At 71.0% G+C, this 24662-nt stretch carries 19 protein-coding genes; 14 read left to right on the top strand and 5 right to left on the bottom strand.

What is annotated here, in order from left to right; genetic code table 11:
• The first annotated feature begins 113 nt into the window (after positions 1–113).
• On the top strand, positions 114–3041 hold the full coding sequence (locus AB0M30_RS05950) for a glycoside hydrolase family 3 C-terminal domain-containing protein (RefSeq protein ID WP_364580432.1): 2928 nt from the start codon (positions 114–116) through the stop codon (positions 3039–3041).
• Position 3042: 1 nt separating this feature from the next.
• Here AB0M30_RS05950 and AB0M30_RS05955 read toward each other — a convergent pair whose 3' ends face one another.
• Positions 3043–3864, bottom strand: a complete 822-nt coding sequence (locus AB0M30_RS05955; RefSeq protein WP_364580435.1) for an SAM-dependent methyltransferase — start codon at positions 3862–3864, stop codon at positions 3043–3045.
• A gap of 122 nt (positions 3865–3986) precedes the next feature.
• On the opposite strand from AB0M30_RS05955, the gene AB0M30_RS05960 reads away from it, so the two are divergent.
• The 3 genes from AB0M30_RS05960 (at position 3987) to AB0M30_RS05970 (ending at position 8664) form a co-directional block, all read left to right on the top strand.
• A complete protein-coding gene (locus AB0M30_RS05960; protein WP_364580438.1) occupies positions 3987–5318 on the top strand; it encodes a cytochrome P450 in 1332 nt (443 codons plus the stop codon).
• 61 nt (positions 5319–5379) lie between these two features.
• Positions 5380–6477, top strand: a complete 1098-nt coding sequence (locus tag AB0M30_RS05965) for an alpha/beta fold hydrolase (RefSeq protein WP_364580440.1) — start codon at positions 5380–5382, stop codon at positions 6475–6477.
• An 84-nt stretch (positions 6478–6561) separates the two neighbouring features.
• A complete protein-coding gene (locus AB0M30_RS05970) occupies positions 6562–8664 on the top strand; it encodes a diguanylate cyclase (protein ID WP_364580443.1) in 2103 nt (700 codons plus the stop codon).
• Between the two features lies 1 nt (position 8665).
• On the opposite strand, the gene AB0M30_RS05975 is transcribed toward AB0M30_RS05970, so the two are convergent.
• The gene (locus tag AB0M30_RS05975) at positions 8666–9328 is read right to left on the bottom strand and encodes a nitroreductase family protein (RefSeq protein ID WP_364580446.1); all 663 of its coding nucleotides are present in this window, start codon (positions 9326–9328) and stop codon (positions 8666–8668) included.
• A 220-nt stretch (positions 9329–9548) separates the two neighbouring features.
• On the opposite strand from AB0M30_RS05975, the gene AB0M30_RS05980 reads away from it, so the two are divergent.
• The 3 genes from AB0M30_RS05980 to AB0M30_RS05990 all read left to right on the top strand — a co-directional run bounded on the left by AB0M30_RS05980 (position 9549) and on the right by AB0M30_RS05990 (position 12466).
• A complete protein-coding gene (locus AB0M30_RS05980; protein ID WP_103339050.1) occupies positions 9549–9965 on the top strand; it encodes a hypothetical protein in 417 nt (138 codons plus the stop codon).
• Positions 9966–9996: 31 nt separating this feature from the next.
• A complete protein-coding gene (locus tag AB0M30_RS05985) occupies positions 9997–12099 on the top strand; it encodes a (Fe-S)-binding protein (RefSeq protein WP_364580449.1) in 2103 nt (700 codons plus the stop codon).
• Positions 12100–12328: 229 nt separating this feature from the next.
• Positions 12329–12466 (top strand): hypothetical protein, encoded by a 138-nt coding sequence (locus tag AB0M30_RS05990; RefSeq protein WP_364580450.1) that lies wholly within the window; start codon positions 12329–12331, stop codon positions 12464–12466.
• Here AB0M30_RS05990 and AB0M30_RS05995 read toward each other — a convergent pair.
• Both AB0M30_RS05995 and AB0M30_RS06000 read right to left on the bottom strand, forming a co-directional pair.
• Positions 12463–13776 carry an MFS transporter gene (locus tag AB0M30_RS05995; RefSeq protein WP_364580453.1) on the bottom strand — a complete coding sequence of 438 codons (1314 nt, stop codon included), beginning with the start codon at positions 13774–13776 and terminating at the stop codon, positions 12463–12465. The two genes, AB0M30_RS05990 and AB0M30_RS05995, sit on opposite strands and share 4 nt — an antisense overlap.
• Before the next feature lie 130 nt (positions 13777–13906).
• Entirely contained in the window at positions 13907–14551 is a 645-nt protein-coding gene (locus AB0M30_RS06000) for a TetR/AcrR family transcriptional regulator (RefSeq protein WP_364580456.1), read from the bottom strand.
• Between the two features lie 113 nt (positions 14552–14664).
• Between AB0M30_RS06000 and AB0M30_RS06005 the strand changes: the two genes are divergently transcribed.
• The 7 genes from AB0M30_RS06005 to AB0M30_RS06035 all read left to right on the top strand — a co-directional run bounded on the left by AB0M30_RS06005 (position 14665) and on the right by AB0M30_RS06035 (position 23035).
• Positions 14665–15513, top strand: a complete 849-nt coding sequence (locus AB0M30_RS06005) for a shikimate dehydrogenase (protein ID WP_364580459.1) — start codon at positions 14665–14667, stop codon at positions 15511–15513.
• On the top strand, positions 15503–17302 hold the full coding sequence (locus tag AB0M30_RS06010) for a TIM barrel protein (RefSeq protein WP_364580462.1): 1800 nt from the start codon (positions 15503–15505) through the stop codon (positions 17300–17302). Before AB0M30_RS06005 ends, AB0M30_RS06010 begins: the two co-directional genes overlap by 11 nt.
• A 301-nt stretch (positions 17303–17603) precedes the next feature.
• Positions 17604–18905 (top strand): sugar ABC transporter substrate-binding protein, encoded by a 1302-nt coding sequence (locus AB0M30_RS06015; RefSeq protein WP_364580464.1) that lies wholly within the window; start codon positions 17604–17606, stop codon positions 18903–18905.
• Complete coding sequence (locus AB0M30_RS06020) at positions 18902–19888, top strand: sugar ABC transporter permease (protein ID WP_364580467.1); 987 nt, start codon at positions 18902–18904, stop codon at positions 19886–19888. The genes AB0M30_RS06015 and AB0M30_RS06020 overlap by 4 nt, the downstream gene beginning before the upstream one ends.
• The gene (locus tag AB0M30_RS06025; RefSeq protein WP_364580469.1) at positions 19885–20715 is read left to right on the top strand and encodes a carbohydrate ABC transporter permease; all 831 of its coding nucleotides are present in this window, start codon (positions 19885–19887) and stop codon (positions 20713–20715) included. The genes AB0M30_RS06020 and AB0M30_RS06025 overlap by 4 nt, the downstream gene beginning before the upstream one ends.
• Positions 20716–20718: 3 nt before the next feature.
• Positions 20719–22164 (top strand): glycoside hydrolase family 3 N-terminal domain-containing protein, encoded by a 1446-nt coding sequence (locus tag AB0M30_RS06030; RefSeq protein WP_364580472.1) that lies wholly within the window; start codon positions 20719–20721, stop codon positions 22162–22164.
• Positions 22165–22276: 112 nt separating this feature from the next.
• Positions 22277–23035, top strand: a complete 759-nt coding sequence (locus tag AB0M30_RS06035; protein ID WP_364580474.1) for a hypothetical protein — start codon at positions 22277–22279, stop codon at positions 23033–23035.
• Positions 23036–23117: 82 nt separating this feature from the next.
• On the opposite strand, the gene AB0M30_RS06040 is transcribed toward AB0M30_RS06035, so the two are convergent.
• Entirely contained in the window at positions 23118–24185 is a 1068-nt protein-coding gene (locus AB0M30_RS06040) for a DUF2235 domain-containing protein (RefSeq protein ID WP_364580477.1), read from the bottom strand.
• Positions 24186–24662 lie beyond the last annotated feature (477 nt).

Here is a 24662-nt window from a genome sequence, read left to right on the forward strand (position 1 = left end):
ACACTCTTGACCTGATGCTCACCGGGCTGTAATAGTCGGCACGCTCCCACTCCCTTCGACGCGAATCTTCGTGCCGCGCCGTCGAAACGATTCGACGATTCCGGAGGCTGTCCGTGCGCCACTCCCTCTTCCGCCGTGCTCTCGTCCCGGCGGTGGCCGCGACCCTGCTGCTGGCACCTTCGCCGGCGCTTGCGGCGGCCCCGCCCCCGTTCCGCGACCCGTCGCTGCCACTGGCGACCCGGATCGACGATCTGCTGTCCCGCCTCACGGCGGACGAGAAGATCTCGCTGCTGCACCAGTACGAACCGGCCATCCCGCGGCTCGGCATCGGGGTCTTCAAGACCGGCACCGAAGCCCTGCACGGCGTCGCCTGGTCGACCGACTACGACAACAAGGGCGCCGTCGTCAAGGCCGACGGCACGGTGTTCCCGCAGGCCATCGGCCTGGCCAGCACCTGGGACCCGGCGCTGGTGAAGCAGGTGGGCGCGGCCGTCGGGCAGGAGGCGCGCGGCTTCAACGCCCGCAACCCGACGCTGTGGGGCCTCAACCTGTGGGCTCCGGTGGTGAACCTGCTGCGTGACCCGCGGTGGGGCCGCAACGAGGAGGGCTACTCCGAGGACCCGCACCTCACCGGCGAGTTCGCGACCGCCTACGGCCGCGGCATCCAGGGTGACGACCCCCGGTACCTGCAGGCCGCCCCGACGCTGAAGCACTTCCTCGCCTACAACAACGAGGTCAACCGCGACACCAGCAACTCCTCGGTGCCGCCGAAGATCCTGCACGACTACGACGAGCAGGCGTTCAAGATCCCCTTGCAGGCGGGCGCGGCCAACGCCGTCATGCCGTCGTACAACCTGGTCAACGGCCGGCCCAACCACGTGAGCCCGGACCTCGACGGCAAGCTGCGGAAGTGGGCGCCGCAGGACATCGCCGTCGTCAGCGACGCCGGCGCGCCGTCCAACCTGGTCAACTCCGAGAAGTACTACGCCACCAAGGCCGAAGGGGACGCGGCGGCGATCAAGGCGGGGCTCGACAGCATCACCGACAACGACACCGACGGTTCGATCACCGCCGCCGCGGTCAAGGAGGCGCTGAGCAAGGGCCTGCTGAGCATGGCCGACGTCGAAAACGCCGACCGTCACCTGCTTTCGCTGCGGTTCCGGCTCGGCGAGTTCGATCCGCCGGGACGCAACCCGTACGCGAAGATCACCCCGGCCGTCATCGGCTCGCCCGAGCACCAGGCCCTGGCGCGCAAGACCGCCGACGAGCAGATGGTGCTGCTGCGAAACAACGGCAACGCGCTCCCGCTGAACGCCGCGCAGAACAAGAAGATCGCGGTCGTCGGCCCGCTCTCGGACACCCTGTACGAAGACTGGTACAGCGGCGCGATGCAGTACAAGGTCACGCCGGTGCAGGGCATCAAGGAACGGCTCGGCTCGGCCGGCACGGTCGCCTCGTCCGAAGGCGTCGACCGGATCGCGCTGAAGGACCTCGCCACCGGCAAGTACCTCACCGCGCCGGCCACCACCGGGAAGGTGACCGCGGGCGGGACCATCGCGGGCACCGCGGAATCCTTCGACGTCTACGACTGGGGCGCGGGCAAGAACACGCTGCGCGCGGCCGCGAACGGCAAGTTCCTCAGCTACTCCGGCGGCGCGCTGGTGAACGACGTCGACCAGCCGGCCGGCTGGTTCGTGCAGCAGCAGCTGAAGCTGGACGCGCAGCCGGACGGCAGCTACGTGCTCGAGTACGCCGGCAACGAGGTGAACGAGCCGTGGTTCGGCCCGAACAAGTTCGCCGTCGTCGGCGCGGACGGCGTCCTGACGATCTCCGCCCCGGACGCCGCGCACGCGACGAAGTTCGGGCGTGACGTGCTGACCAGCGGGGTCGGCAGCGCGGTCGCCGCGGCCAAGGACGCGGACACCGCCGTCGTCGTGGTCGGCAGCATGCCGTTCATCAACGGCCGCGAGGCGAACGACCGCACGAGCACCGAGCTCGCCCCGGGGCAGCGCGCGCTGATCGAGGCGGTGCAGAAGGCGAATCCGCACACCGTCGTCGTGGTGGAGAACAGCTACCCGACCACCGGCTGGGACACCCTGCCGGTGCCCGGCATCCTGTGGACCAGCCACGCCGGGCAGGAAACCGGGCACGCGGTCGCCGACGTGCTCTTCGGCGACAAGGACCCGAGCGGGCGGCTCACCCAGACCTGGTACGCCTCCGACGCGGGGCTGCCGAGCATCCTCGACTACGACATCGCCAAGACCGGGATGACCTACCAGTACTACCGCGGGAAGCCGCTGTTCCCGTTCGGCTACGGGCTGAGCTACACCAGCTTCCGCTACGGCAACGTCCGCACGGCCCAGTCCGGTGGGAAGGTCCGGGTGAGCGTCGACGTGACGAACACCGGCGCCCGCAGCGGATCCGACGTCGTCCAGCTCTACTCGAAGAATTCCGGTGTGCAACGGTTGCGGGACTTCTCGAAGCTGACCCTGGCGCCGAAGGAGACCCGCACGGTGCGGTTCGAGGTGCCGGTGTCGGACCTGGCGTCCTGGGACGTCTCCCGCGACCGGTCCGTGGTGGCGGCGGGGGTGTACGAGTTTTCCGTGGGCCGCAACGCCTCCGAACTCTCGGCACCGCAGCCGGTCTACGTGCCGGGGGAGCAGGCACTGCCGCGCGACCTGAGCCGGCCGACCCAGGCCCAGAACTTCGACGACTACTCCGGCACGACGTTGACGGACACGTCGAAGGTCTCGGGCACCTCGGTCGCCGGCGTGGCGGGCAGCTGGGTGGCGTACCGCAATGTGGCGTTGAACGGCCCGTCGCGGTTCTCGGCCTCGGTTTCCGCACCGGCGTCGGCGCACGTCACGGTTCGCCTCGATTCACCGACGGGCCGCGTGCTGGGCACGGTTCCGGTGTCGTCGACCGGTGACCGGTACGCGTACACGACGGTGACCGCGGCGCTGGCGAAAGCGAGCGGACGGCACGACGTCTACCTCACCTTCGACGGCCCGGTGAACGTGTCGACGTTCTCGCTGCGGTGAGCTAGGGCTTCCGGCCCACTCCCGCATAGGGCAAGGAGTTGACCGAAGGGTCGTCGGACATGTCGCCGACCCCCTCCGGGTTCCACATCGCGCAGCCGACCAGGCCCGGTTCGACGAGGTCGAAGCCCTCGAAGAACCGGAGCACCTGGTCGTGCGTGCGCGGGAACGGCTGGTTCTGCTGGTTCTGCCGGCTCGTGTAGACCTCGATCGCTTCGTCGAGGCCCGCCGATCCGGAGTCCGCCGCGACGTGCGTGACGGCGAGGAAGCTCCCCGGCGCGAGCCGTTCGCGGTAGCGGGCCAGGATGGCGGCCGGATCCCAGGAATCGGGCACGAAGTGCAGCAGCAGCAACATGAACACGCCCGTCGGCTGCCCGGGATCGAGCAGCCGGCGGGCCGGCTCGGCGTCGAAGATGTCGTTGACGTCGCGCAGGTCGGCCTGCAGCACCGCGCAGTTGTCGTTGCCCTGCAGCAGCAGTTCGCTGTGGGCGACGGCGACCGGCTCGCGGTCGACGTACACCACCCGGCACGCCGGGTCGGCCTGCTGGACGATTTCGTGCAGGTTCCCGACGGTCGGGATGCCGGAACCGATGTCGAGGAACTGCCGGACCCCGGCGTCGACCATGTACCGCGCGGCGCGGCGCAGGAAGGCGCGGTTGAGCCGGGCGGCGTCGCGGACGCCCGGCATGATCTTCAGGATCTGCTCGCCGAGCGCCCGGTCGGCGGCGAAGTTGTGGTCCCCGTCGAGCCAGAAGTCGTACACCCGGGCCGGGTTCGGCACCGTGGTGTCGATCTCCGGCGGTACCCAGCTCAGTTCTCCGGTCACGGGACCTCCCACCCTCGCGGACGCTGCGGGGACGGAGCTTAGTCCCTCATCCGTTCGTGTGGACTCGTGCTCCGGGCGCCCGGGGCGCGGCTAAGGTGGCCCGGTCACGAGGAGACGAGGCCATGCCGAACCCGCGTCCCGTGCCCGGCCGGGTGCCCCTGCTCGGGCACACGGTGCCCCTGCTGCGCGACCCGCTCGAGTTCTTCACTTCCCTGCCCGCGCACGGAGATGTCGTCCGGATCCGGCTCGGCCCGCTGCCGGTGCACGTGGTCACCACCCCGGAGCTGGCCTGGCAGGTGCTGGCCACCGACGCCGACAAGTTCGACAAGGGCCTGGTCTTCGACAAGATGCGCCCGCTCTTCGGCGACGGCCTGGCCACCTCGAACGGCGAGCTCAACCGCCGCCAGCGCCGGCTGGTGATGCCCGCCTTCGGCCGCACGCGGATCGCCGGCTACGCCGAACACACCATGACGAAGCTGGCCAGCGAGCTGGTGGATTCGTGGCGGCCCGGCGAAGTCGTCGAGTTCGACCGGCGGATGCAGGACCTGGTGCTGACCATCGCCGGGCAGACGCTCTTCTCCACCGCCCTCGGCGACGAAGCGCTCGCGGAGATCCGGCACTCGATCCCGGTCATGCTGAAGTACGTGCTGATCCGGGCGTTCTCCCCGAAGTTCGTCGAGAAGCTGCCGATCCCGCCGAACCGGCGGTTCGACGCCGCGGCCGCGCGCCTGCGCGCGGTGATCGGCGAGACCGTCGTCGCGGCCCGTGCGGACGGCGCCGACCACGGCGACCTGCTCTCGATGCTGCTGCTGGCCCGCGACGAGGAGACCGGCGAGGGCATGTCGGACCGCCAGGTGCACGACGAGGTCATCACCATCCTGACCACCGGCGCCGAGACCACCGCCGTCGCGCTGGCCTGGTTCTTCCACGAGCTCGGGCAGCACCCGGACGTCGAGCGCCGTTTCCACGCCGAGGTCGACGAAGTCCTCGACGGCCGGCCCGCGCGCTTCGAGGACCTGCCCGATCTCGGTTACACGCACCGGATCGTCAACGAAATCGTCCGCCGCACCCCGCCGCTGATCCTCATGCGCCGCGCGCGGGAGGACGTCGAACTCGGCGGGGTGGCGATCCCGGCGGGCAGCGAGGTCGCCGTCAGCCAGCACACCCTGCACCGCGACCCGCGCTGGTTCCCGGACCCGGACCGGTTCGACCCGGACCGCTGGGAGCCCGGCCGCACCGCGGAACTGCCGAAGGGGGCCTACATCCCGTTCGGGGCGGGCGCCAGGCTGTGCCCGGGGCACGTCTTCGCGCCGACGGAGATCGGCATCGTGGCCACGACCATCGGCGCGCGTTGGCGCCTGGTCCCGGTGCCGGGCAAGAAGGTGTACGCGCAGATCAAGGCCACGATGCAGCCGAACCGGCTGCCGATGACCGTGGTGCCCCGCCGGACCTGACGGTGCCGATTCCACTACCGGGTGTAGTGTTCCGGGGTCCTGAACGGAAGGCAGGTTGGGTTTGAGACGGCCGCTCAAGCTGACGTCGGCGTTGTTCGCCTGCGGTGTCCTGTTCGCCTCGCTGACCGCGGCGGTGCCCGCGGAGGCCGCCGCGATCTCCTGCGGCGACACGGATCTGCCGGTCACCGGCCCCGGCCTGCCACCCCTGGTGCCGGGAGCGCCCGCGGTCGTGCACGGCCGGCTGTGCCTGCCCGCCGGGGCGGCCCCGGACACCGTCCAGCTGCTCGTGCACGGCGGGACGTACAACAGCGCGTACTGGGACCTGCCCTACGAGCCGGCGCGCTACTCCTACCAGCGGGACATGGCCGCGCACGGCTACGCGACCTTCGCCGCCGACCAGCTCGGCGCCGGGCGCAGCAGCCGGCCGCTGAGCCTGCCGCTGTCGGTCTGGGCCGCGGCCGAGTCGATGCATGAGGTGGTCGGCCACCTGCGGGCCGGCCGCGCCGGCGGCGTCCCGTTCGCGAAGGTGGTCATCGTCGGGCACTCGGTCGGGTCGGGGGTCGTCGCCGTGGAGGCGTCGACCTACCACGACGTCGACGGCGTCGTCCTCACCGGCATCACGCACCTGCCCGCGCTGCCCGTGCTCGCCCTCGGCGCGGCGCTCGGCCTGCAGCCCGCGTTGCTCGACGGCCGGCTGGGCACCCTGGGCAGCGACCCGCTGTACTTCACGACGAAGCCGGGTGCGCGGGCCGGGCTGTTCTACGCCGCGGGCGACGCCGACCCCGCCGTGGTCGCCGCCGACGAGGCGACGAAGGACCAGGTTTCGGTCCCCGGGATGGGCACGGTCGCGTTGTTCGGCATCGTGGTGCCCGCGACGTGGGGAATCTCCGTACCGGTTTTCCAGGTGGTCGGTGAAAAGGACGTCCTTTTCTGCGGAGTGCTGGCGTTGCGTGACTGTTCCGACGCGGCGGTGCTGCGGGCCCAGGAAGCACCCTATTACGCCGACCCGTCGAAGTTGTCGACGTACGTGCTGCCCGGCGCCGGGCATTCCGTGGCCCTGCACGAAAACGCCGGCGATTACCGCGGCGCGACCCGCTCCTGGCTGCGGGACCGCCTGGGGATCACTCCGCAGGGTTATCACTCGATCGGACGAAACTGAACCCGTGCGCAGCGCACAATTCCGGGCCAAGATATATCGATTGCCCCGAACAGTGATGGGCACTGAACCCTTGGACAGCCTGAGGTGACTGCTCCCCATCCCCGCGGCGACGTCCCGCGGAAGAAGCCGTCCGCCGATCGCGCGGCGAGACGGCTCGGCACGCTCGCGCGCAAGTGGGGCTACCTGATCAGCACGACCGCCTACCTGCCGCACACGCCCGAGGAGATCGAGCGCGAGCTGGCCGGTCTGGCCGGGCGGCTGTTCGAAGCGGTGGCGAGCGATCCGCCGGACCTCGAGGCGGCCGCGAGCGCGGGCGGGCGGCTCGTCGAGCTGCGGTGCGTCGGCGCCGACAGCCTGCGCCGCAGCCTGGAGGTGCTGGGCAAGGCGCTGCTGCGCGAACCGGAACTGCGCGAGGCCGACAGGCTGGCCGAGCGGGTCGTGGTCGTGCTCGGCGCCTTCAGCTCCGGCTACGGCGAGATGCTGCGCGAGGACATCCAGAAGCGGCAGGAGGGCCTGAGCCGCGCGCTGCTGAAGGTCGAGCAGGAGACGCGCCAGAAGCACGTCATCACCCGCGCGCAGTTCGAGGAGGTGTTCGCCGGCTCGGCCAGCGGCGTCGCGCTGACCGAACTCGACGGCCGGGTGCTGCGGGCCAACGCGGCGCTGGCCAAGACGCTCAACCGCACACCGGCGGAGATCGCCGCGATGACGCTGTTCGACCTGGTTCACCCCGAGGACGTCGAACAGCTGCGGGAGAGCTACCGCGAGCTGGTGGCCGGCCGGCTGCACCGGCTGCGCGCCGGCCGCCGCCTGGTCGGCACGGACGGCGAACCGATGTGGGCGACGTTCGCCGCGTCGGTGATCCGGGACGCCCTCGGCGCGCCCCGGCAGCTGCTCACGATCGTCGACGACGACACCGAGGTGTCGCTGCTGCAGCGGCGGCTGAGCCACCAGGCCCTGCACGACGTCCTCACCGGGCTGCCGAACCGGCAGTTCTTCGGCACCCGCCTGGAGACCTTGCTGCGTGACGCGGATCCGGCGCGCGGGGTCACGCTGTTCCACCTCGACCTCGACGGCTTCTCGCAGATCAACGCCGGTCTCGGCCGGGAGCTCGGCGACCGGGTGCTGCGCGGGGTCGCGGCCAAGCTGAAGACGGTGTTCGAAGCGGAGAAGGCGCTCGTGGCCCGCCTCGGCGGCGACGAATTCGGCGTGCTGGTGCAGAACACGGCGGACACGCCGGGCGTGGTGACGCTCGTCCGCCGGATCACCCACGAGCTCGCCGAGGCGGAGTACGTCGACGGGCAGCACGGGGTCGCGGTGTCGGCCGCCATCGGCGTCGTCCACCGCCCGCCACGCGACAGCACGCCCGCGGAGCTGCTTGAGGCGTCGGACCTGACGCTGCGGCGCGCCCAGCGGACGGGCAACCAGTGGGGCCTGTTCGACCGCGAGCTGGACCGGCGCGACCGGCACGGCTTCGGGCTGGCCGCGTCGATGGCGGGCGCGTGGGAGAACGGCGAGGTCGAAGCCCGCTACCGCGTGCTGGTGTCCGCGACGAGCGGTGCGGCCGAGGGCGTCGAGGCGCGGTTGCGCTGGAACCACCCGGCCGAGGGCGTGCTGCCGCACGAGAAGTGCGTGCGGCTGGCGGCGGAGACCGGGCTGGCGCTGCCGCTGGGCACCTGGCTCCTGCGCACGGCGGCCGAGCGGCTGGCGGCGTCCGGGATCGGCGTGCCGCTGGTCGTCGAGCTGACGGCGCAGCAGGCGGCGGATCCCGAGCTGGTCGGCGAAATCCGCAGCATCCTGGCCGGCACCGGCCTGGCCCCGGACCGCGTGCGCCCCGGCTTCCCGGCCGCGGCCCTGACCGCGGAGACCGGGGACGCGGCGGACAACTTCAAGGTGCTGGGCGAAATCGGGGTCCGGGCGGAGATCCACGGCCTCGGTGACGTCTCGTGCCTGACGGAGTTCCCGGCGCGCGCGGTCCGGATCGCGGCGAACCTGGCCGCCAAGCGGACGCACCCGCTGGTGGCCGCGCCGCTGTCGGCGCTGATCGACGCGGCGCACGCCGCCGGGGCGTCGGTGTCGGTCGCCGGGATCGCGAACCCGGCCGAAGCCGAGTGGTGGCGGGACCGGGGCGCGGACCTGCTGTCGGGCCCGGCGTTCCCGGAGCCGCCGGACGGCTTGCCCGGCTGCTGACTCAGATGCGCACGAGCACCTCGTCGAGGGGCTTGCGCCGCAGGTCCGGCACGACGCAGTCGTCGGCGGGGTAGCCGACCGGGATCACCGCGAACGCCGATTCGTTGCGGGGGCGGCCCAGCAGCTCCCCGAGGAACCGCATCGGCGACGGTGTGTGGGTCAGCGCCGCGAGGCCCGCCACCTGCAACGCCGTGAGCAGCATGCCGACCGCGATGCCGACCGACTCGTCGACGTAGTAGTGCTTGCGGACCTCGCCGTCGCCGTCCAGGGCGAACCGTTGCTGGAACACGACGATCAGGACCGGCGCGTCCGTCAGGTGCGGCTTCTCCGCGTCGGTCCCGAGCGGCCGGAGCGCGGCGAGCCATTCGTCGCCGAGGCGGCCGTCGTAGGAAATCCGTTCCTCGGCCTCGGCGGCTTCCCGGATCCGGCGGCGCACCGCCGGATCCGCGACGAGGACGAACGTCCACGGCTGCTGGTGCGCCCCGCTGGGCGCGGTCGAGGCGACCGCGATCGCGTCGAGCACCGCGCGTTCGGGTACCGGGTCGGGGGAGAACATCCGCACCGAGCGCCGGGCTTCCATCCGCTGCCGGAGTGCGGCGGCCCGGGAGAGGGCTTCGTCATCGGGCAGCCGGGCGGGCCGGTAGGGGACCGGGTGGTAGGTCATGCCGGGATTGTGGCGGACGACACGGGATGTCCAGCAGGCCCGAACGTACGATTCGCGGTGTTAAGCGTCCGCTGAACGGACAGTAAGGCATCCTTGCTGAACAAATTGCGCCGAATGATGCAGAGAAACTGGTCCATTCGGTCCTGTCGCGCGAAGTGATCTCCTCATTACCCTCCAGTAGCAGACAGTGGTGCCGATCACAGTGGTTCCAGGAGGCCTGATGGCGTCGCGCGTTCGGGGACCCGGTTCCGAAGACCGGCGCGAACTGCGGATGCGGCACCTCACCGGCTGCCTTCCCTGCACGCTCAAATGCGCGTATTGCGGGCTGCCGGTGCGGCTCGCCGGGCCGGGCGACCACCCCGGCTACGGCGTGGTCGAAGAAGTGACCGGCGATCTCGTGCTGCTGCACCGGTTCTGCCGCACCGCGCTCGGCCGCTGCGGGACGCGGGGGTGCGTGCTGCGGCGCGCCCACCTCGGCCGGGCGACCGAGCAGTACGAAACCGGCCGGCGGCCCGGGCGCTACCAGCGCCTCGGTGTCCGGCGCTCGCCCGACCTCGATCTGTACCGGAAGCACTGGCGGATCGCGAAGATGCGGTACGCGTGCAAGGCGTGCCGGTACTACACCGGCTCGCACTGAGCCGGTCCTTCCATCACGACGCGGAGGACTCGTGCTCGTTCGTCTCATCCTCGGCCTGCTCATGACCGTCGTCGGCCTCGCCGTCGCCGGCAAGCGCGTGGCCTTCCTGTACCGGCTGATCAAGGCGGGCCAGCCCGACGCCAAACGGTCGGACGACCTCGGTGCCCGCGTCTTCGCGCAGGTGCGCGAGGTGTTCGGTCAGCGCAAGCTGCTGAAGTGGTCGGTGCCCGGCCTCGCGCACTTCTTCACGTTCTGGGGCTTCGTGATCCTCGCTTCGGTGTACCTCGAGGCGTACGGCGCGTTGTTCGACGAGAAGTTCGCCATCCCGTGGATCGGGCACTGGGCGGTGCTGGGCTTCCTGCAGGACTTCATCGCCGTCGCCGTGGCCGTCTCGCTCGGTGTGTTCGCGATCATCCGGATCCGGAACGCCCCCGAGCGCAAGGACCGGGCGTCGCGGTTCTACGGCTCGCACACCGGCGGCGCGTGGCTGATCCTCGCCATGATCTTCAACGTCGTCTGGACGATGTTCTTCTTCCGCGGCGCCTCTTCGGCGTCGGGCAACTTCCCGTACGACTCCGGCGCGTACGTCTCGCTCGGCGTCGGGAACCTCCTGGAGCCGCTCGGGCACTCGACGACCGAGGTGCTGGAGACGGTCGGCCTGCTCCTGCACATCGGCGTCATGCTGGTGTTCCTGTCGATCGTGCTCTACTCCAAGCACCTGCACATCTTCGTGGCGCCGATCAACGTCTCGGCGAAGCGGCTGCCGGACGCGCTCGGCCCGCTGCTGCCGATGGAGTCCGCGGGCAAGCCGATCGACTTCGAGGACCCGGGCGAGGACGACACGTTCGGCCGCGGCAAGATCGGCGACTTCACGTGGAAGGGCATGCTGGACTTCGCCACGTGCACCGAGTGCGGCCGCTGCCAGTCGCAGTGCCCGGCGTGGAACACCGGGAAGCCGTTGTCGCCCAAGCTCGTCATCATGAACCTGCGCGACAACCTGTTCGAGGAGGCGCCCTACATCCTCGCCGGCACCGAGCACGAGGAGGCGCGCCCGCTGGTCGGGCCGGAGGCCGACGGCGGCGTCATCGATCCGGACGTGCTCTGGTCGTGCACCACCTGCGGCGCGTGCGTCGAGCAGTGCCCGGTGGACATCGAGCACGTCGACCACATCGTCGACATGCGCCGCTACCAGGTGATGATCGAGTCGGCGTTCCCGACCGAGCTGGGCGGGCTGTTCAAGAACCTGGAGACCAAGGGCAACCCGTGGGGCCAGAACAACTCCGAACGCCTCGCCTGGACCAAGGACCTGGGCTTCGACGTCCCGGTGTTCGACGGCGAGCTGGCCGAGGACGTCGAGTACGTCTACTGGGTCGGCTGCGCCGGCGCGTTCGACGACCAGGCACGCAAGACCGTCCGCGCGACGGCCGAGCTCCTGCACATCGCCGGGGTGAAGTACGTGGTGCTGGGCAAGGAGGAGTCCTGCACCGGCGACCCGGCGCGCCGCGCGGGCAACGAGTTCCTCTTCCAGATGATGGCGCAGCAGACGGCCGAGACGCTGAACGCCGTGTTCGAGGGGCGCGAGCCGCGGCTGCGCAAGATCGTGACGACCTGCCCGCACTGCCTGAACACCCTCGGCCGCGAATACCCGGACCTGGACGGCCACTACGAGGTGGTCCACCACACGCAGTTGCTCAACCGCCTGGTCCGCGGCGGCCAGCTGACCCCGGTGAAGCCGGTCGAGGACGGCCCGAAGGTCACCTACCACGACCCCTGCTACCTGGGCCGCCACAACAAGGTCTACACACCACCGCGCGAACTGGTCGGCGCGACGGGCGCATCGCTGGCGGAAATGCCGCGCCACGCGGACCGTGCCCTGTGCTGCGGCGCGGGCGGCGCTCGCATGTGGATGGAGGAGCAGATCGGCAAGCGCATCAACCTGGAGCGGGTCGACGAGGCGATCGCCACGGACGCGGAGACGATCGTGACGGGCTGCCCGTTCTGCCGGGTGATGCTCACCGATGGGCTGGTCCAGCGCCAGAGCGAGCAGAAGGCGGAGAACGTGGACGTGCGCGATGTCGCCCAGTTGTTGCTGGAGCGGGTGAAAGCCACGGACACCTCGGTGCCGAAGGTCTGACCGGAGCTCTCCAGGGCCGCCGCACGGCTCTGCCCATCGGGCGGCCGTGCGGCGGGAGGGTGCCGATGGGCGGGGCGAGGATCGAGACGGCCGGCGTCCGGCGCGCGCCTGGCGGTGCGCCTGGGCTCGCGGCTGGTGGGGCGGGGGCCCGACGCGGACCTGCGGCTGCCGTCGGACCAGGTGTCGTTGCGGCATGCCTGGAGCCGCCAGGACGCGCGGGGGGACGTGGGTGACCGACGCCGGGGCTTCGATGCGCGGCAGTTCGCGTTGCTGGAGCGACCTGCTCCGGGACGCCGGCGGCCTCGCGACCGCCGGCGCCGGGCGGTGGACGGCGGTGCGGGCCCTCGCCGCCGCCGTCCCGTGCTAACCGTCCACAGCGGACGCGACCACAGTGGACGGTTTCGCGGGCACCGCGCCGCCGAGTTGGGCGGTCGGTACCCGGTGGGTCTCCCGGGCCGTCGCCGCGGCCAAAGCCGCCAGTACGCACACCGCCGCCGTGAAGATCGCGACGCCCAGCCAGTCTCCCTTGCCCGAACCGATCGCCGCCACGACGCTGGGGGCGAAGCCCGCTACCGCGAAGCCGATCTGGGTGCCGATCGCCATGCCGGACAGGCGGACCCGGGCGCTGAACATCTCGCCGTACAGGGCCGGCCAGACCCCGTTGACGCCGGAGTACGCCACGCCGAACAACGCGATGCCGAGCCCGAACAGCAAGGCGTACGAGCCGATCGAGATCGACCACAGGTACGGGAAGATCAGCACGCCGCATGCCAGGCAGCCGGTGATGAACACCGGTTTGCGGCCGATGCGGTCGGCGAGCCCGGCCAGCAGCGGGATCGCCGCCAGCGCGACGACGTTCGCGAGCACGCCGACCCAGAGCATCGGGGTGCGGGACAGGCCGATCGTGTTGACCGCGTAGCTCAGCGCGTAGACGGTGAAGATCGTGCTCACCGAAGCGATCGTCGCCGCGACCACCACCCGCAGGACGTCCGCCCAGTGGTGGCGGAACAGCACCGCGACCGGCAGCTTCGCGACGTCGGTGCGTTCGAACACCGGCGTCTCGTCGAGCTTGCGCCGGATCACGAAGCCGACCACCACTACGAGCGCGCTGCCCCAGAACGGCAGCCGCCAGCCCCAGGTCAGCAGGTCCTGCGCCGGCAGCGCGGCGACCGGCAGGAAGATCGCGGTGGCCAGGATCTGCCCGGCTTGCGTGCCGCTCAACGTGAAGCTGGTGAAGTAGGCGCGCCGGTGCTCCGGGGCGTGTTCCAGCGACATCGAGTTCGCGCCCGCCTGCTCGCCGGCCGCGGAAAGCCCTTGCAGGAGGCGGAGCACGACCAGCAGGACCGGAGCGAGGACGCCGACGCTCGCGTACGTCGGCAGGCAGCCGACGCAGAACGTCGCGAATCCCATGAGCAGCAGGGTGAAGACGAGCACGCGCTTGCGGCCGAACCGGTCGCCGACGTGGCCGAGGATGAACGCGCCGACCGGCCGTGCGAGGTAGCCGACGCCGAAGGTCGCCAGCGCCAGCAGGGTGCCGGTGGCGGGGGAGGAGGCGGGGAAGAACACCTTGCCGAACACGAGCGCGGCGGCGGTGCCGTAGATGAAGAAGTCGTAGTACTCGAGCGCGCTGCCGATCCAGGCGGCCAGCGCCGCCTTGCGGGGCATCGATCCGGTCACGGGAGGTGCTCCTGACGTCCGTGCTTCGTTGCTGCGGAGGGGAAGCAATGTACGGTCTAGTTAGTTAATAGAGAGTGCGAGACCGGACCCCGGGTGTCAAGAGATCCTTTTGCCGGGCGGAGCGGAGCGCTCAGCGTGCGGTCAGGTATTCGATCAGCAGGGTGCCCAGCATCGCGCGGTAGTGCTCCCGTCGAGCCGGCTCCAGCATGTCGCGGCCGAAGATCGCCTTGAACGTGTGGCGGTTGGCCAGGCGGAACACGCAGAAGGAGCTGATGAGCATGTGGACGTCGAGTGCGTCGACGTCCTCGCGGAACAAGCCGGCCTTCCGGCCCCGGTCGAGGATCCGGGTGATGCTGCCGAGTGCCGGGTCGGCCAGCCCGGCGAGGATCTCCGACCGCGACAGGTGTTCGGCGCGGTGGATGTTCTCGATGCTGACCAGCCGGATGAAGTCCGGGTTCGCCTCGTGGTGGTCGAAGGTCAGCGCGGCCAGCTGCCGAAGGGCGTCCTCGGGGGCCAGGTGCTCGACGTCCAGCTGCGCTTCCAGCTTCCGGATCGCGGTGTACGCGTGCTCCAGCACGGCGAGGTAGAGCTGTTCCTTGCCACCGAAGTAGTAGTAGATCATCCGCTTGGTGGTGCTGGTGCGGGCGGCGATCTCGTCGACCCGGGCGCCGGTGTAGCCCTTGTCCGCGAACTCCCGGGTGGCCACCGCGAGGATGTCGGCGCGCGTCCGTTCCTTGTCGCGCTGGCGCTCGGCCTCCGACGATGGTGCGGCCACCGGGCTCCCTCCGCTGCAGGTGAACACCCACTCTAGTCCAGCCCTTCCGCCGGGGCGGACGCCGCGCTACCGTGAACGTACTAGTTCGTACATTAACGGCCGGAGGGTGACGCGTGACCAGCTACCTGATCGGGCTCGTCGGCACGGGCATCGGGCCGTCCGCCAGCCCGGCCCTGCACGAACGCGAGGCCGACGAGCTGGGCCTGCGTTACGTCTACCGCCTGCTGGACCTCGACGTGCTGCGCCGCCCGGTCCCCGAGGTGCTCGCGGCGGCCCGGCTCGCCGGGTTCGACGGCCTGAACGTCACCCACCCCGCCAAGCAGGCGGTCGTGGCGCACCTCGACGAGCTCTCGCCCGAAGCCGCCGCGCTCGGCGCGGTCAACACCGTCGTCTTCGACCGGGGCCGCGCGATCGGCCACAACACCGACGCGACCGGGTTCGCCCGCAGCCTCACCCGCGGCCTGCCGGACGTGCGGCTGGACGACGTCGTCCTGCTCGGCGCCGGGGGAGCGGGGGCGGCAGTCGCCCACGCGCTCCTCTCGCTGGGCACCGGCCGCCTCACCGTCCACGACGTCGACGGCGATCGCGGCGCCCGCCTCGTCGAAGGGCTCGAGCGGAAGTTCGGCCCGGGTCGGGCGGCGACCGGGGACCTGACCGCGATCCACCACGCCGACGGCCTGGTGCACGCCACCCCGACCGGGATGGCCGCCCACCCGGGCTCGCCGGTGCCGGCCGAGCTGCTGCACCCGCGGCTGTGGGTCGCCGACATCGTCTACCGCCCCCTGGAGACCGCGCTGCTGGCCGCTGCCCGCGCCCGCGGCTGCCGGGTGCTGCACGGCGGGGGCATGGTCGTGTTCCAGGCCGCCGAATCGTTCCGGCTGTTCACCGGCGCCGAGCCCGACCCGGCGCGGATGCTGCGTCACTTCGACGCCCTGGAAGGGGAGGCCGCCCGTGTCGCCTGAACCGCGCACCGCCATCGCCACCGTCTGCCTGTCCGGCACGCTGGAGGACAAGCTGGCCGCGGCCGCCGCGGCTGGGTTCGACGGCGTCGAGCTGTTCGAGAACGACCTGGTGGTCTCCCCGTCGAGCCCGGCGGAGATCCGCCGCCGCTGCGCCGACCTCGGCCTGTCCATCGACCTCTACCAGCCGTTCCGCGACTTCGAAGCCGTCCCGCCGGAGCGGCACGCGGCCAACCTGCGCCGCGCGGCGCACAAGTTCGACGTCATGGCCGAACTCGGAACCGGCACGGTCCTGGTCTGCTCCTCGGTGTCGCCGGAGGCGATCGACGACGACGAACTGGCGGCCGAACAGCTGCACGCGCTGGCCGAGCTGGCCGCGGCGCGGGGAATGCGGATCGCCTACGAAGCCCTGGCCTGGGGCCGGCACGTCAGCGGGTACGAGCACGCCTGGCGCATCGTCCGCCGTGCCGCGCACCCCGCGCTCGGCGTCTGCCTGGACAGCTTCCACATCCTTTCGAAGGGGCACGACCCGGCGCCGATCCGCGCGATCCCCGGCGAAAAGATCTTCTTCCTGCAGCTCGCCGACGCGCCCACGCTGCCGATGGACGTGCTGCCGTGGAGCCGCCACCACCGGCTCTTCCCCGGCCAGGGCGACTTCGACCTGACCGCGTTCACCGGGCACGTGCTCGCCGCGGGCTACCGCGGGCCGCTGTCGCTGGAAGTCTTCAACGACGTGTTCCGCCAGGCCGACCCGCGCCCGGCCGCGGTCGACGCGCTGCGGTCGCTGCTGGCGCTCAAGGAATCCCTGGGCGTGCTCGAGCTGCCGGCCGCGCCGGCGCTGACCGGCCACGCGTTCGCCGAGGTCGTGACCGATGCGGGGGCGGGCAGGGTGCTGGCTTCGCTCGGGTTCGCGCGCACCGGCGTCCACCGGACCAAGCCGGTCGAGCTGTGGGAGCAGGGCGAGGCCCGGGTGGTGGTCAACGAAGGCGGCGCGGCCCACGGCGCCGTGGGGGCGGTCGCGCTGGTGAGCGCCGATCCGGCCCGCTCCGCCGCCCGTGCCGAAGCCCTGCTCGCGCCGGTCCTGCCGCGTGTGCGCGGCCCGCGCGAGGCCGACCTGGCGTCGGTCGCGGCGCCGGACGGCACCCAGGTGTTCCTCTGCGGCGACGACTGGCGGGACGACTTCGCGCCCACCTGCGAAACGGCGGCCGGCGCGGGAATCCTCGGAATCGATCACGTGGCCCTCACGCAGCCGTTCGACCACTTCGAGGAGGCGGCGCTGTTCTACCGCTCGGTGTTCGGGTTGACGCCGTCCCCGGTGGCCGAGTTCGCGGCGCCGTTCGGGCTCGTGCGCAGCCGCTCGGTGGCGGCGGGGGAGGTCCGGCTGACGCTGGAGGCGGCCGTGGTCCGCCGCGGCGAATGGGCGCCGGCGGTCCCCGAACCGCAGCACGTGGCGTTCGCCTGCGCGGACGCGCTCGCTGCGGCCGCGGCGATGCGGGCGGCCGGTGCGCCGCTGCTGGACATCCCCGGCAACTACTACGACGACCTCGAAGCCCGGCTGGACCTGCCGCTGGAACGACTCGCCGCGCTGCGGGAGCATGCGGTGCTCTACGACCGGGACGCGGAAGGCGAGTTCCTGCACTTCTACACCGCGCTCGCCGGGGCGCGGGTGTTCTTCGAGGTGGTGCAGCGGATCGGCGGGTACCGCGGGTTCGGCGTGGCCAACGCGCCGGTGCGGATGGCCGCCCACCGCGCGCGGCGACACGCGGCCCCGCCGGTGAAAACGCCGGCCTGATCGCCTTCACCGCCCCGGGAAGTCTTTCCCGGGGCGGTTTTCGTCGTGGCCCGCCACCGCGGACGCGCGGATTTCCGGTGCCCAGCGGTGAAAAAGGTCCGGGACGCCACCCTATTCGGACGACTTCTGGCGCGCCTCTCCGAGCGTGGGTAATCGCCCGGCTACTCGCCGCAGGCGTTTACAACGTTCCGGCAACCGCCTTGACAGGGCCTGTGGTACGTACCACTCTAACCCCAACATTGGTCTACACCATTTGGGGCGCTCGGCCGCGGTTGGCCGGGCATGGAAAGGACGGCATCGAGTGAAACGCTGGCTCAAGCTGGCGGCGGGCGCCGCCGCACTCACGCTCGCGACCGCAGGCTGCGCGGGCTCCAGCGGCTCGGACACCGCGGCCTCGTCGAGCGGCAATGCACCGCTGAGCGGGACCGTCACGGTCTGGCTGATGACCGGCTCCGCGCCGGCCACCCTGACCGACGCGCTCCACAAGGAGTTCGAGGCCGCGCACCCCGGGGTCAAGGTCAAGTACGAAGTCCAGCAGTGGGACGGCATCCAGCAGAAGCTGACCACCGCGCTGGCCAGCGGCGCGCCGCCGGACGTCATCGAGATCGGCAACACGCAGACCGCCGCGTTCGCCGCGCAGGACGGCGTGCTGACCGACCTGACCGCCGACAAGGACAGCTTCAACGGCTCGCAGTGGCTCAAGGGTCTCGCCGACTCCGGCAGCTACGACGGCAAGACCTACGGCGTCCCGTTCTACGCGGCCAACCGTGAGGTCATCTACCGCAAGGACATGTTCGAGCAGGCGGGCATCGCCAAGCCGCCGGCGTCGAACGACGAGTGGATCGACGCGATCGGCAAGCTGAAGGCCAAGTTCGGCTCCGACCCCGACTTCCAGGCGCTCTACATGCCCGGCCAGAACTGGTACGCGCTGCTGTCCTTCATCTGGGACAACGGCGGTGACATCGCCAAGGCCGACGGCAAGAACTACAAGGCGACCCTCGACACCCCCGAGGCCAAGGCCGGCCTGGACTTCTACAAGAAGCTCGTCGACACCTCCGGCACCAAGGCTCCGAAGGACGCCGACGAGGCCAAGCCGCAGCAGGCGACCGTCTACGGCGCCGGCAAGGTGGCCATGATGATCGGCCTCCCGTGGGAGCTGGCCACCGCGGCCAAGACCGACGCGAGCCTGACCGGCAAGACCAGCGCCTTCGCCATCCCGAGCAAGACCGCCGGCCAGAGCGCCCCGGTCTTCCTCGGTGGCTCCAACCTGGCCATCCCGGCCAACAGCAAGAACGTGGCCGCGGCCAAGGAGTACATCAAGCTGATCTCCAGCTCGAAGTACCAGAGCCAGTTCGCCGCGGCCGGCGTCGTGCCCGGCGCGTCGACCGACCTCACCGGTCTGGACAAGGACCCGCTGGGCAGCGTGATGGCCAAGGCTTCGGCCAACGGCAAGGCCGTGCCGGCCAGCCCGAAGTGGGGTGACGTGGAGTCCGGCCAGAACCCGGTCAAGGACATGCTGACCGCGTACCTGACCGGCAAGAAGACGCTCGACCAGGCGACCGCCGACGCCAACGCAGCGCTGAACAAGCTCATCGGCGGATGACAGCGACCGCCGATGTGACGATGCCGGCGGGGGCGACCCCGCCGGCATCGCCGCGCGACACGCGGGTCAAGAGGCGCAGGCGGGGCCGGTTCGGCGACCGGGTGCTCCCGTACTTGCTCCTGCTCCCCGGCGTCGCCGCGATCCTCGTCCTCCTCGCGTGGCCGCTGGTCCAGGTGCTGGCGATCAGCTTCCGCAAGCTCGACGTCGGGCAGCTCATCTCCGGCAAGACCGTCTGGATCGGGCTCGACAACTACACGAAGACCCTGGCCGACTCCGAGTTCTGGACGATCACCGTCCGGACCCTGGTCTTCACCGCCGCCATCGTGGCCGCCACCATCCTCGGCGGCCTGCTGCTGGCGATCCTGATGCGCCACCTCGGCCCGGTCGTGCGGATCATGGTCCAGGTGACGCTGGTGCTGGCGTGGGCGACCCCGGTGATCGCCACGACCACGGTGTTCCAGTGGATCTTCGACGAGCAGTACGGCATCCTGAACAAGACGCTGGACCGGCTCGGGTTCCCCGGCTTCATCGGGTTTTCGTGGTTCTCCAGTGGCGCGAGCACGCTGACCGTGATCGGGCTGCTCATCGTGTGGCAGGCCGTGCCGTTCGTGACGTTCTCGCTCTACGCCGGGCTCATCGGCGTCCCGCAGGAGCAGTACGAGGCCGCCGGGATGGACGGCGCCGGACCGTGGCAGACGTTCCGCGCGGTCACCTGGCCCTCCATCGCCCCGATCACCACGATGGTGACGTTCCTGTCGGTCCTGTGGGACTTCAACGCCTTCGCCCAGATCTGGGCGATCCGCGAAGGCGGCCCGGACGGCGAGAGCACCACACTGGCCGTCGTCCTGTACCTCAAGGGCATCGCGGGCAACCACTTCGGCGCGGCGGGCGCGATCGCGACGCTGATGCTGATCCTGCTCGCGCTCATCACCGGCCGGTACATCCAGCTGCTCGTCCGTACCCCGGAAGGTGAGCTCAAGTGAGGAAATCGCTGCCGCAGCGGATCGCGCTGTCGGTCGTCGGCGTCGTCGTGGCGTTGCTGATCTTCTTCCCGACGTACTGGATGTTCGTCACGTCGCTGCGGACGCCGGGGCAGATCCTCTCGCCCAAGTACGATCTGATCCCGACGTCGTTCTCGTTCGGCAACTTCGCCACCGCGCTCGCCCGGGACAACTTCCCGACGTACCTGCTCAACAGCCTGATCGTCGCGGTCGGCGCGGTGCTCTGCGCGCTGGTCGCCGGGACACTGGCGGCGATCCCGCTGGCCCGGCTGCGCTTCACCGGCCGCAAGGGCTTCCTGCTGCTGGTGATGGTGGCGCAGCTGGCTCCGACGTCGGCGCTGTTCATCCCGCTGTTCCTGCTGATGCGGGACGCCGGGCTGCTCGACACGTTGCCGTCGCTGCTGCTGATCTACTTCGCGACCACGCTGCCGTTCACCATCTGGATGCTCTACGGCTTCGTCAACGGGATCCCGTACGACCTGGAAGAGGCCGCGATGATCGACGGCTGCAGCCAGACCGGCGCGTTCCGCCGGGTGACGCTGCCGCTGCTCGCGCCGGGGCTGGTCACGACGTCGGTGTTCAGCTTCATCACGGCGTGGAACGAGTACCTGTTCGCCTTGGTGTTCATCCACACCAAGGAACGGGAGACGCTGCCGGTGTGGCTGGCCTCGTTCCGCACGGCGTTCGCGACCGACTGGGGCGGCGTCATGGCCGCGTCGGTGATCTACGCGGTCCCGGCGCTGGTGTTCTTCCTGATCGTGCAGCGCAAGCTCGTCGCCGGCGTGGCCGCCGGCGCGGTGAAGGGGTAGCCGTTGTCCTCGCCCGAGAAGCTCGCCGAAGCCGTCCTCCTGCCCGGGTTCGCCGGGACGACCGCGCCGGACTGGCTGCGCCGCCGGATCGCCGGCGGCCTGGGCGGGGTGGTGCTGTTCGGCCGCAACGTCGTCGACGACGAGCAGGTCGCCGCGTTGACCGCGCAGCTGCGCGGGGAGCGCGACGGCGTCGTTGTCGGGATCGACGAAGAGGGTGGTGACGTCACCCGCCTCGACGTGAACACCGGGTCGTTCGTGCCGGGCCCGCTCGCCCTCGGCGCGGCCGACGACCCGGAGCTGACCACGGCCGTCGCGGCCGCGCTCGGCGAACGGCTCGCGGCCTGCGGGGTCACGCTCGACCTGGCGCCCTGCGCGGACCTGACCCTGGCCGCCGAGGACCCGATCATCGGCGTCCGGGCGTTCGGGTCCGACCCGGCGAAGGCGTCGCCGCACGTCGCGGCGTACGTGACCGGCCTGCAGAAGTACGGCGTCGCGGCGTGCGCGAAGCACTTCCCGGGCCACGGCGCGGCGACCGAGGACTCGCACGTGGCGCTGCCGGTGCTGCCGCGCACGGTCGAGGAACTGCACGCGATCGAGCTGGTCCCGTTCGCCGCGGCGATCCGGGCCGGCGTCCGCTCGGTGATGTCGGGCCACCTGGTCGTCCGCGCCTGGGGCGACGAGCCGGCCACGCTCAACCGGACCGCGCTCACCGACGTCCTGCGCGGCGAGCTCGGTTTCACCGGCGCGGTGATCACCGACGCCCTCGAGATGGGCGCGGTGTCCGGCGCGTACGGGCGTCACGACGGCTTGGGCCGCTCGGCCGTGCGGGCCCTGGCCGCGGGCGCGGACGCGCTGTGCCTCGGCGGCGCGGCGTTCGAGGCCGAGCACCTCGACGCCTGCGTCGCGGCGATCGTGGCCGCGGTCGCGGCGGGCGAGCTGCCACTGGAGCGGCTGGCGGAGGCGGCTTCGCGGACGGCGGGCCTGGGCACCGACCCGGCGCCGGCGCAGGTGGGCCCGGTCGACCGGCGGCTGGGCCTCGAAGCGGCCCGCAAGGCGCTGCGGGTGCAGGGCGAGCCCCGGCTGGCCGGCCCGCCGCTGGTCGTCGACGTCCAGACCGACCCGACGATCGCGGCCGGGCCGATGCCGTGGGGCCTCGGCGCGCACCTGGCCGAGCTCGTGCCGGGCACCCGGGCGCTCACCGTGACCCCCGACGACGCCGACGTGGTGCTGGAGGCGGCGCCGGGGTTCCGCAGCGTCGTCGTGGTGACGCGGGAAGCGCACCGGCACCCGCGGGTGCGCGCGCTGCTCACCGCCCTGTCCGGACTGGACTTCATCCGGGTGGAAACGGGCGTGCCCGGACCCGGCGGCGGTGACGGCCACGGGCCGCGGATCGACACGTTCAGCGGTTCGTACGTCAGCCTGCGTGCCGCGGCGGAATACCTGGCCTGAATCGGGATTTCGTCCGGTTTGCCGCAACTCCAGAACGGCGTCCGCGATTTGTACGGGCCTTGTACCGGCGGTCTTCATTCTGTCCTCACACCGAAAACTGGAGGACGGAAGAATGAACATGGGCATCGTGAAGCGGATGGCGGGGGTCGCCGGGATCGCCGCGGCGATCGTGGTCGTCGGGGCGGGCCCGGCGTTCGCCGCAGCGGGCACCGTGCACACCGATTCGGGCGCACCGCTGACCGTGCGGTCGAGCCCGAGCGCCAGTGCGGGCTCGGTCGGCAGCATCGCCGACGGCACCGCGGTGACCATCAGCTGCCAGACCAACGGATCCACCGTCGACGGCAAGTACGGCACCTCGGACATCTGGGACAAGGTGGGCAACGGCTACGTCAGCGACGCCTACGTCTACACCGGCTCCGACGGCCGGGTCGCCCCGGACTGCGCGGGCTCGACGCTGGCCTGCTCGACCTCGGGCACCGGCGACCCGAACACCTGCGCCGAAGCGGTGGCCAAGGCGAAGACCCGCATCCACACGAACGACCTCGACGCCTACGAGGGCTGGTGCGACCGGATCAACGCCCAGAACTACGGCTGGTCCGCTTCGGGCTCCGAGACGGCCTACGTCCACTGGACCCAGATCCCGAGCTCCTTCAAGCACCCGGGTGACTACCAGGTCCCGGCCGGCGGGCTCGCCTTCTTCAAGAGCAGCGGTGCCGGGCACACGATGATCTCGATCGGCGGCGGCAAGTTCCTGTCGAACGACATCAACGGCTACGGCAGCTACACCGAGACCACGATCGCGCAGATCAAGAGCAAGTGGGGCCAGACCTACCTCGGCTGGTCGCAGCCGTGGTTCAAGGTCAACCACTGACTCGCTGACCGTGTTCGAGCCCCTGTCCACCTCTCCCGGACAGGGGCTCGTCCGCGTGCGGTGCACAGTCCGGTTCGGACAGTCAGATCTTCATGACGCGGTGCTCCGGATCCGCGAGGTAGGCCAGCAGGTTCCCGGGCCGGTACGGCGGCCGCATCTGCTCACTGCGGTGCAGCGCGCACGACCCCGCGAACTCCGTCGCCGGATCCACCCCGCCGATGGCGCGGTCGGCCGAGCCGAACCAGCGGAAGAACGCGTTGAGCGAATTGTGCAGCGCGCCCAGTTCGTCGGGCTTGGCCAGATACCCGAACGCGTTTTCCTTGAACGCGAGGCCGCATTGCTCCGCGCGGTCGGTCATCCACCGCAGGGCCAGATCCGACAGGGCCGACGGCCGATAGCCGCCGCCGACATCGGAATGGGCCCCGGCGAACCAGACCTGTTCACGAATCCGGCCGTCGGCCGCTTTCGACGCCTTCGCCGACTTCGCCGGCGCCCAGACGGCGGGGCTGAAGGACTTGCGGTGCTCGTCGACCGCCAGCGCCTGGAACGCCGCCTGCACGATCGACGTCAGCTCCATGTCGTGGAACTGCCAGCGCTTGTTCAGCAGGTGGATCAGCCGGCCGCCGCTGAGGGGGATGCCCAGCGCGCCGACGGTGTCCCAGACGCCGACGAACCGGATGGGCGTCCGGTCTTCGCGGGCGTACTTCGCGCGGAAGTCGCGGGCGCGCGGGCTGTCCGGGCCCGAGGTGTCCCGATCGCGGTCGCGGTAGAGCCGGTAGGCCTCGTCGAGCCGGCCGAGTTCGCCGGGAAGCAGGACGCCGCAGTTGCGGATGAAGCCCACGGTGCTGCGCGCGGTGTAGGCACCGCGGCTGAAGCCGAAGAAGAACAGTTCGTCGCCGGGTTCGTAGTTTTCGGCGACGAAGCGGTAAGCGTCCTGGACGTGCGCCGAGAGTCCCATGCCGAAAGCGCCGCCGATGAGGTGGTCCCACAGCTTCCCGGTGCCGACGCCTTCGCGGTAGTACACCCGCTGCGGCACACCGGCCGGGTCGGCGGGCGCGACGGCCTTCTGGAGCTGGCCCACGTTGGTCGGAGCCGGCTGGCGGAGGGTGTTCCAGGTCCCGTCACAGCAGATGACCAGACGTTTCGCCATGCTTCCTCCCCGGTCCGACCCCCGTGAGTCGCCGGCACCCGGTACGGCGTTACGCCTGGCCGATCACCCGGAACGGTGATGCTTCCCGTTTCGGCGATCGCCCGGCGGCCCGAGCACCAGGTGCCGGAAGGGGACAGTCCTCCACCTTCCGCAGTGTCTCGGCGGCACCCTGGACCGCGGAACGACGAGCGTCGTGTGCCATGGCCCGTTTCCCGGCAGATCCCCGTTCACCGCCGACGTGCCCGGCGGAGCGGCAATGGTCCGGGTCAGCCTCTTGCCCGCCGGCGAGGAACGTCTCCTTGCGTGCTGCTTTGTTATCCTCGGGAGGAGTTCGGCCACCTCGACTAGTGTCGCGCGTCCGAAGTTCAGTGACAGCGGCCCGGTCCCCGAGCGCCCCAATGTGGCCTTGGTTGCGTTCAACGCACCGAAGGCCACATTGGGGCGCTCTTCCCGGACGTCAAACAACTTGCGACGCGC

The organism is Amycolatopsis sp. NPDC051716, from assembly GCF_040681595.1.
GTDB lineage: Bacteria > Actinomycetota > Actinomycetes > Mycobacteriales > Pseudonocardiaceae > Amycolatopsis.

What these genes read in the sequence shown, in the direction of transcription:
- AB0M30_RS05960 (WP_364580438.1), top strand. Translation starts at nt 3,987, where the DNA reads ATGCCGAACCCGCGTCCCGTGCCCGGCCGGGTGCCCCTGCTCGGGCAC.
- AB0M30_RS05975 (WP_364580446.1), bottom strand. Translation starts at nt 9,328, where the DNA reads ATGACCTACCACCCGGTCCCCTACCGGCCCGCCCGGCTGCCCGATGAC.
- AB0M30_RS05980 (WP_103339050.1), top strand. Translation starts at nt 9,549, where the DNA reads ATGGCGTCGCGCGTTCGGGGACCCGGTTCCGAAGACCGGCGCGAACTG.
- AB0M30_RS06020 (WP_364580467.1), top strand. Translation starts at nt 18,902, where the DNA reads ATGACAGCGACCGCCGATGTGACGATGCCGGCGGGGGCGACCCCGCCG.
- AB0M30_RS06035 (WP_364580474.1), top strand. Translation starts at nt 22,277, where the DNA reads ATGAACATGGGCATCGTGAAGCGGATGGCGGGGGTCGCCGGGATCGCC.
- AB0M30_RS06040 (WP_364580477.1), bottom strand. Translation starts at nt 24,185, where the DNA reads ATGGCGAAACGTCTGGTCATCTGCTGTGACGGGACCTGGAACACCCTC.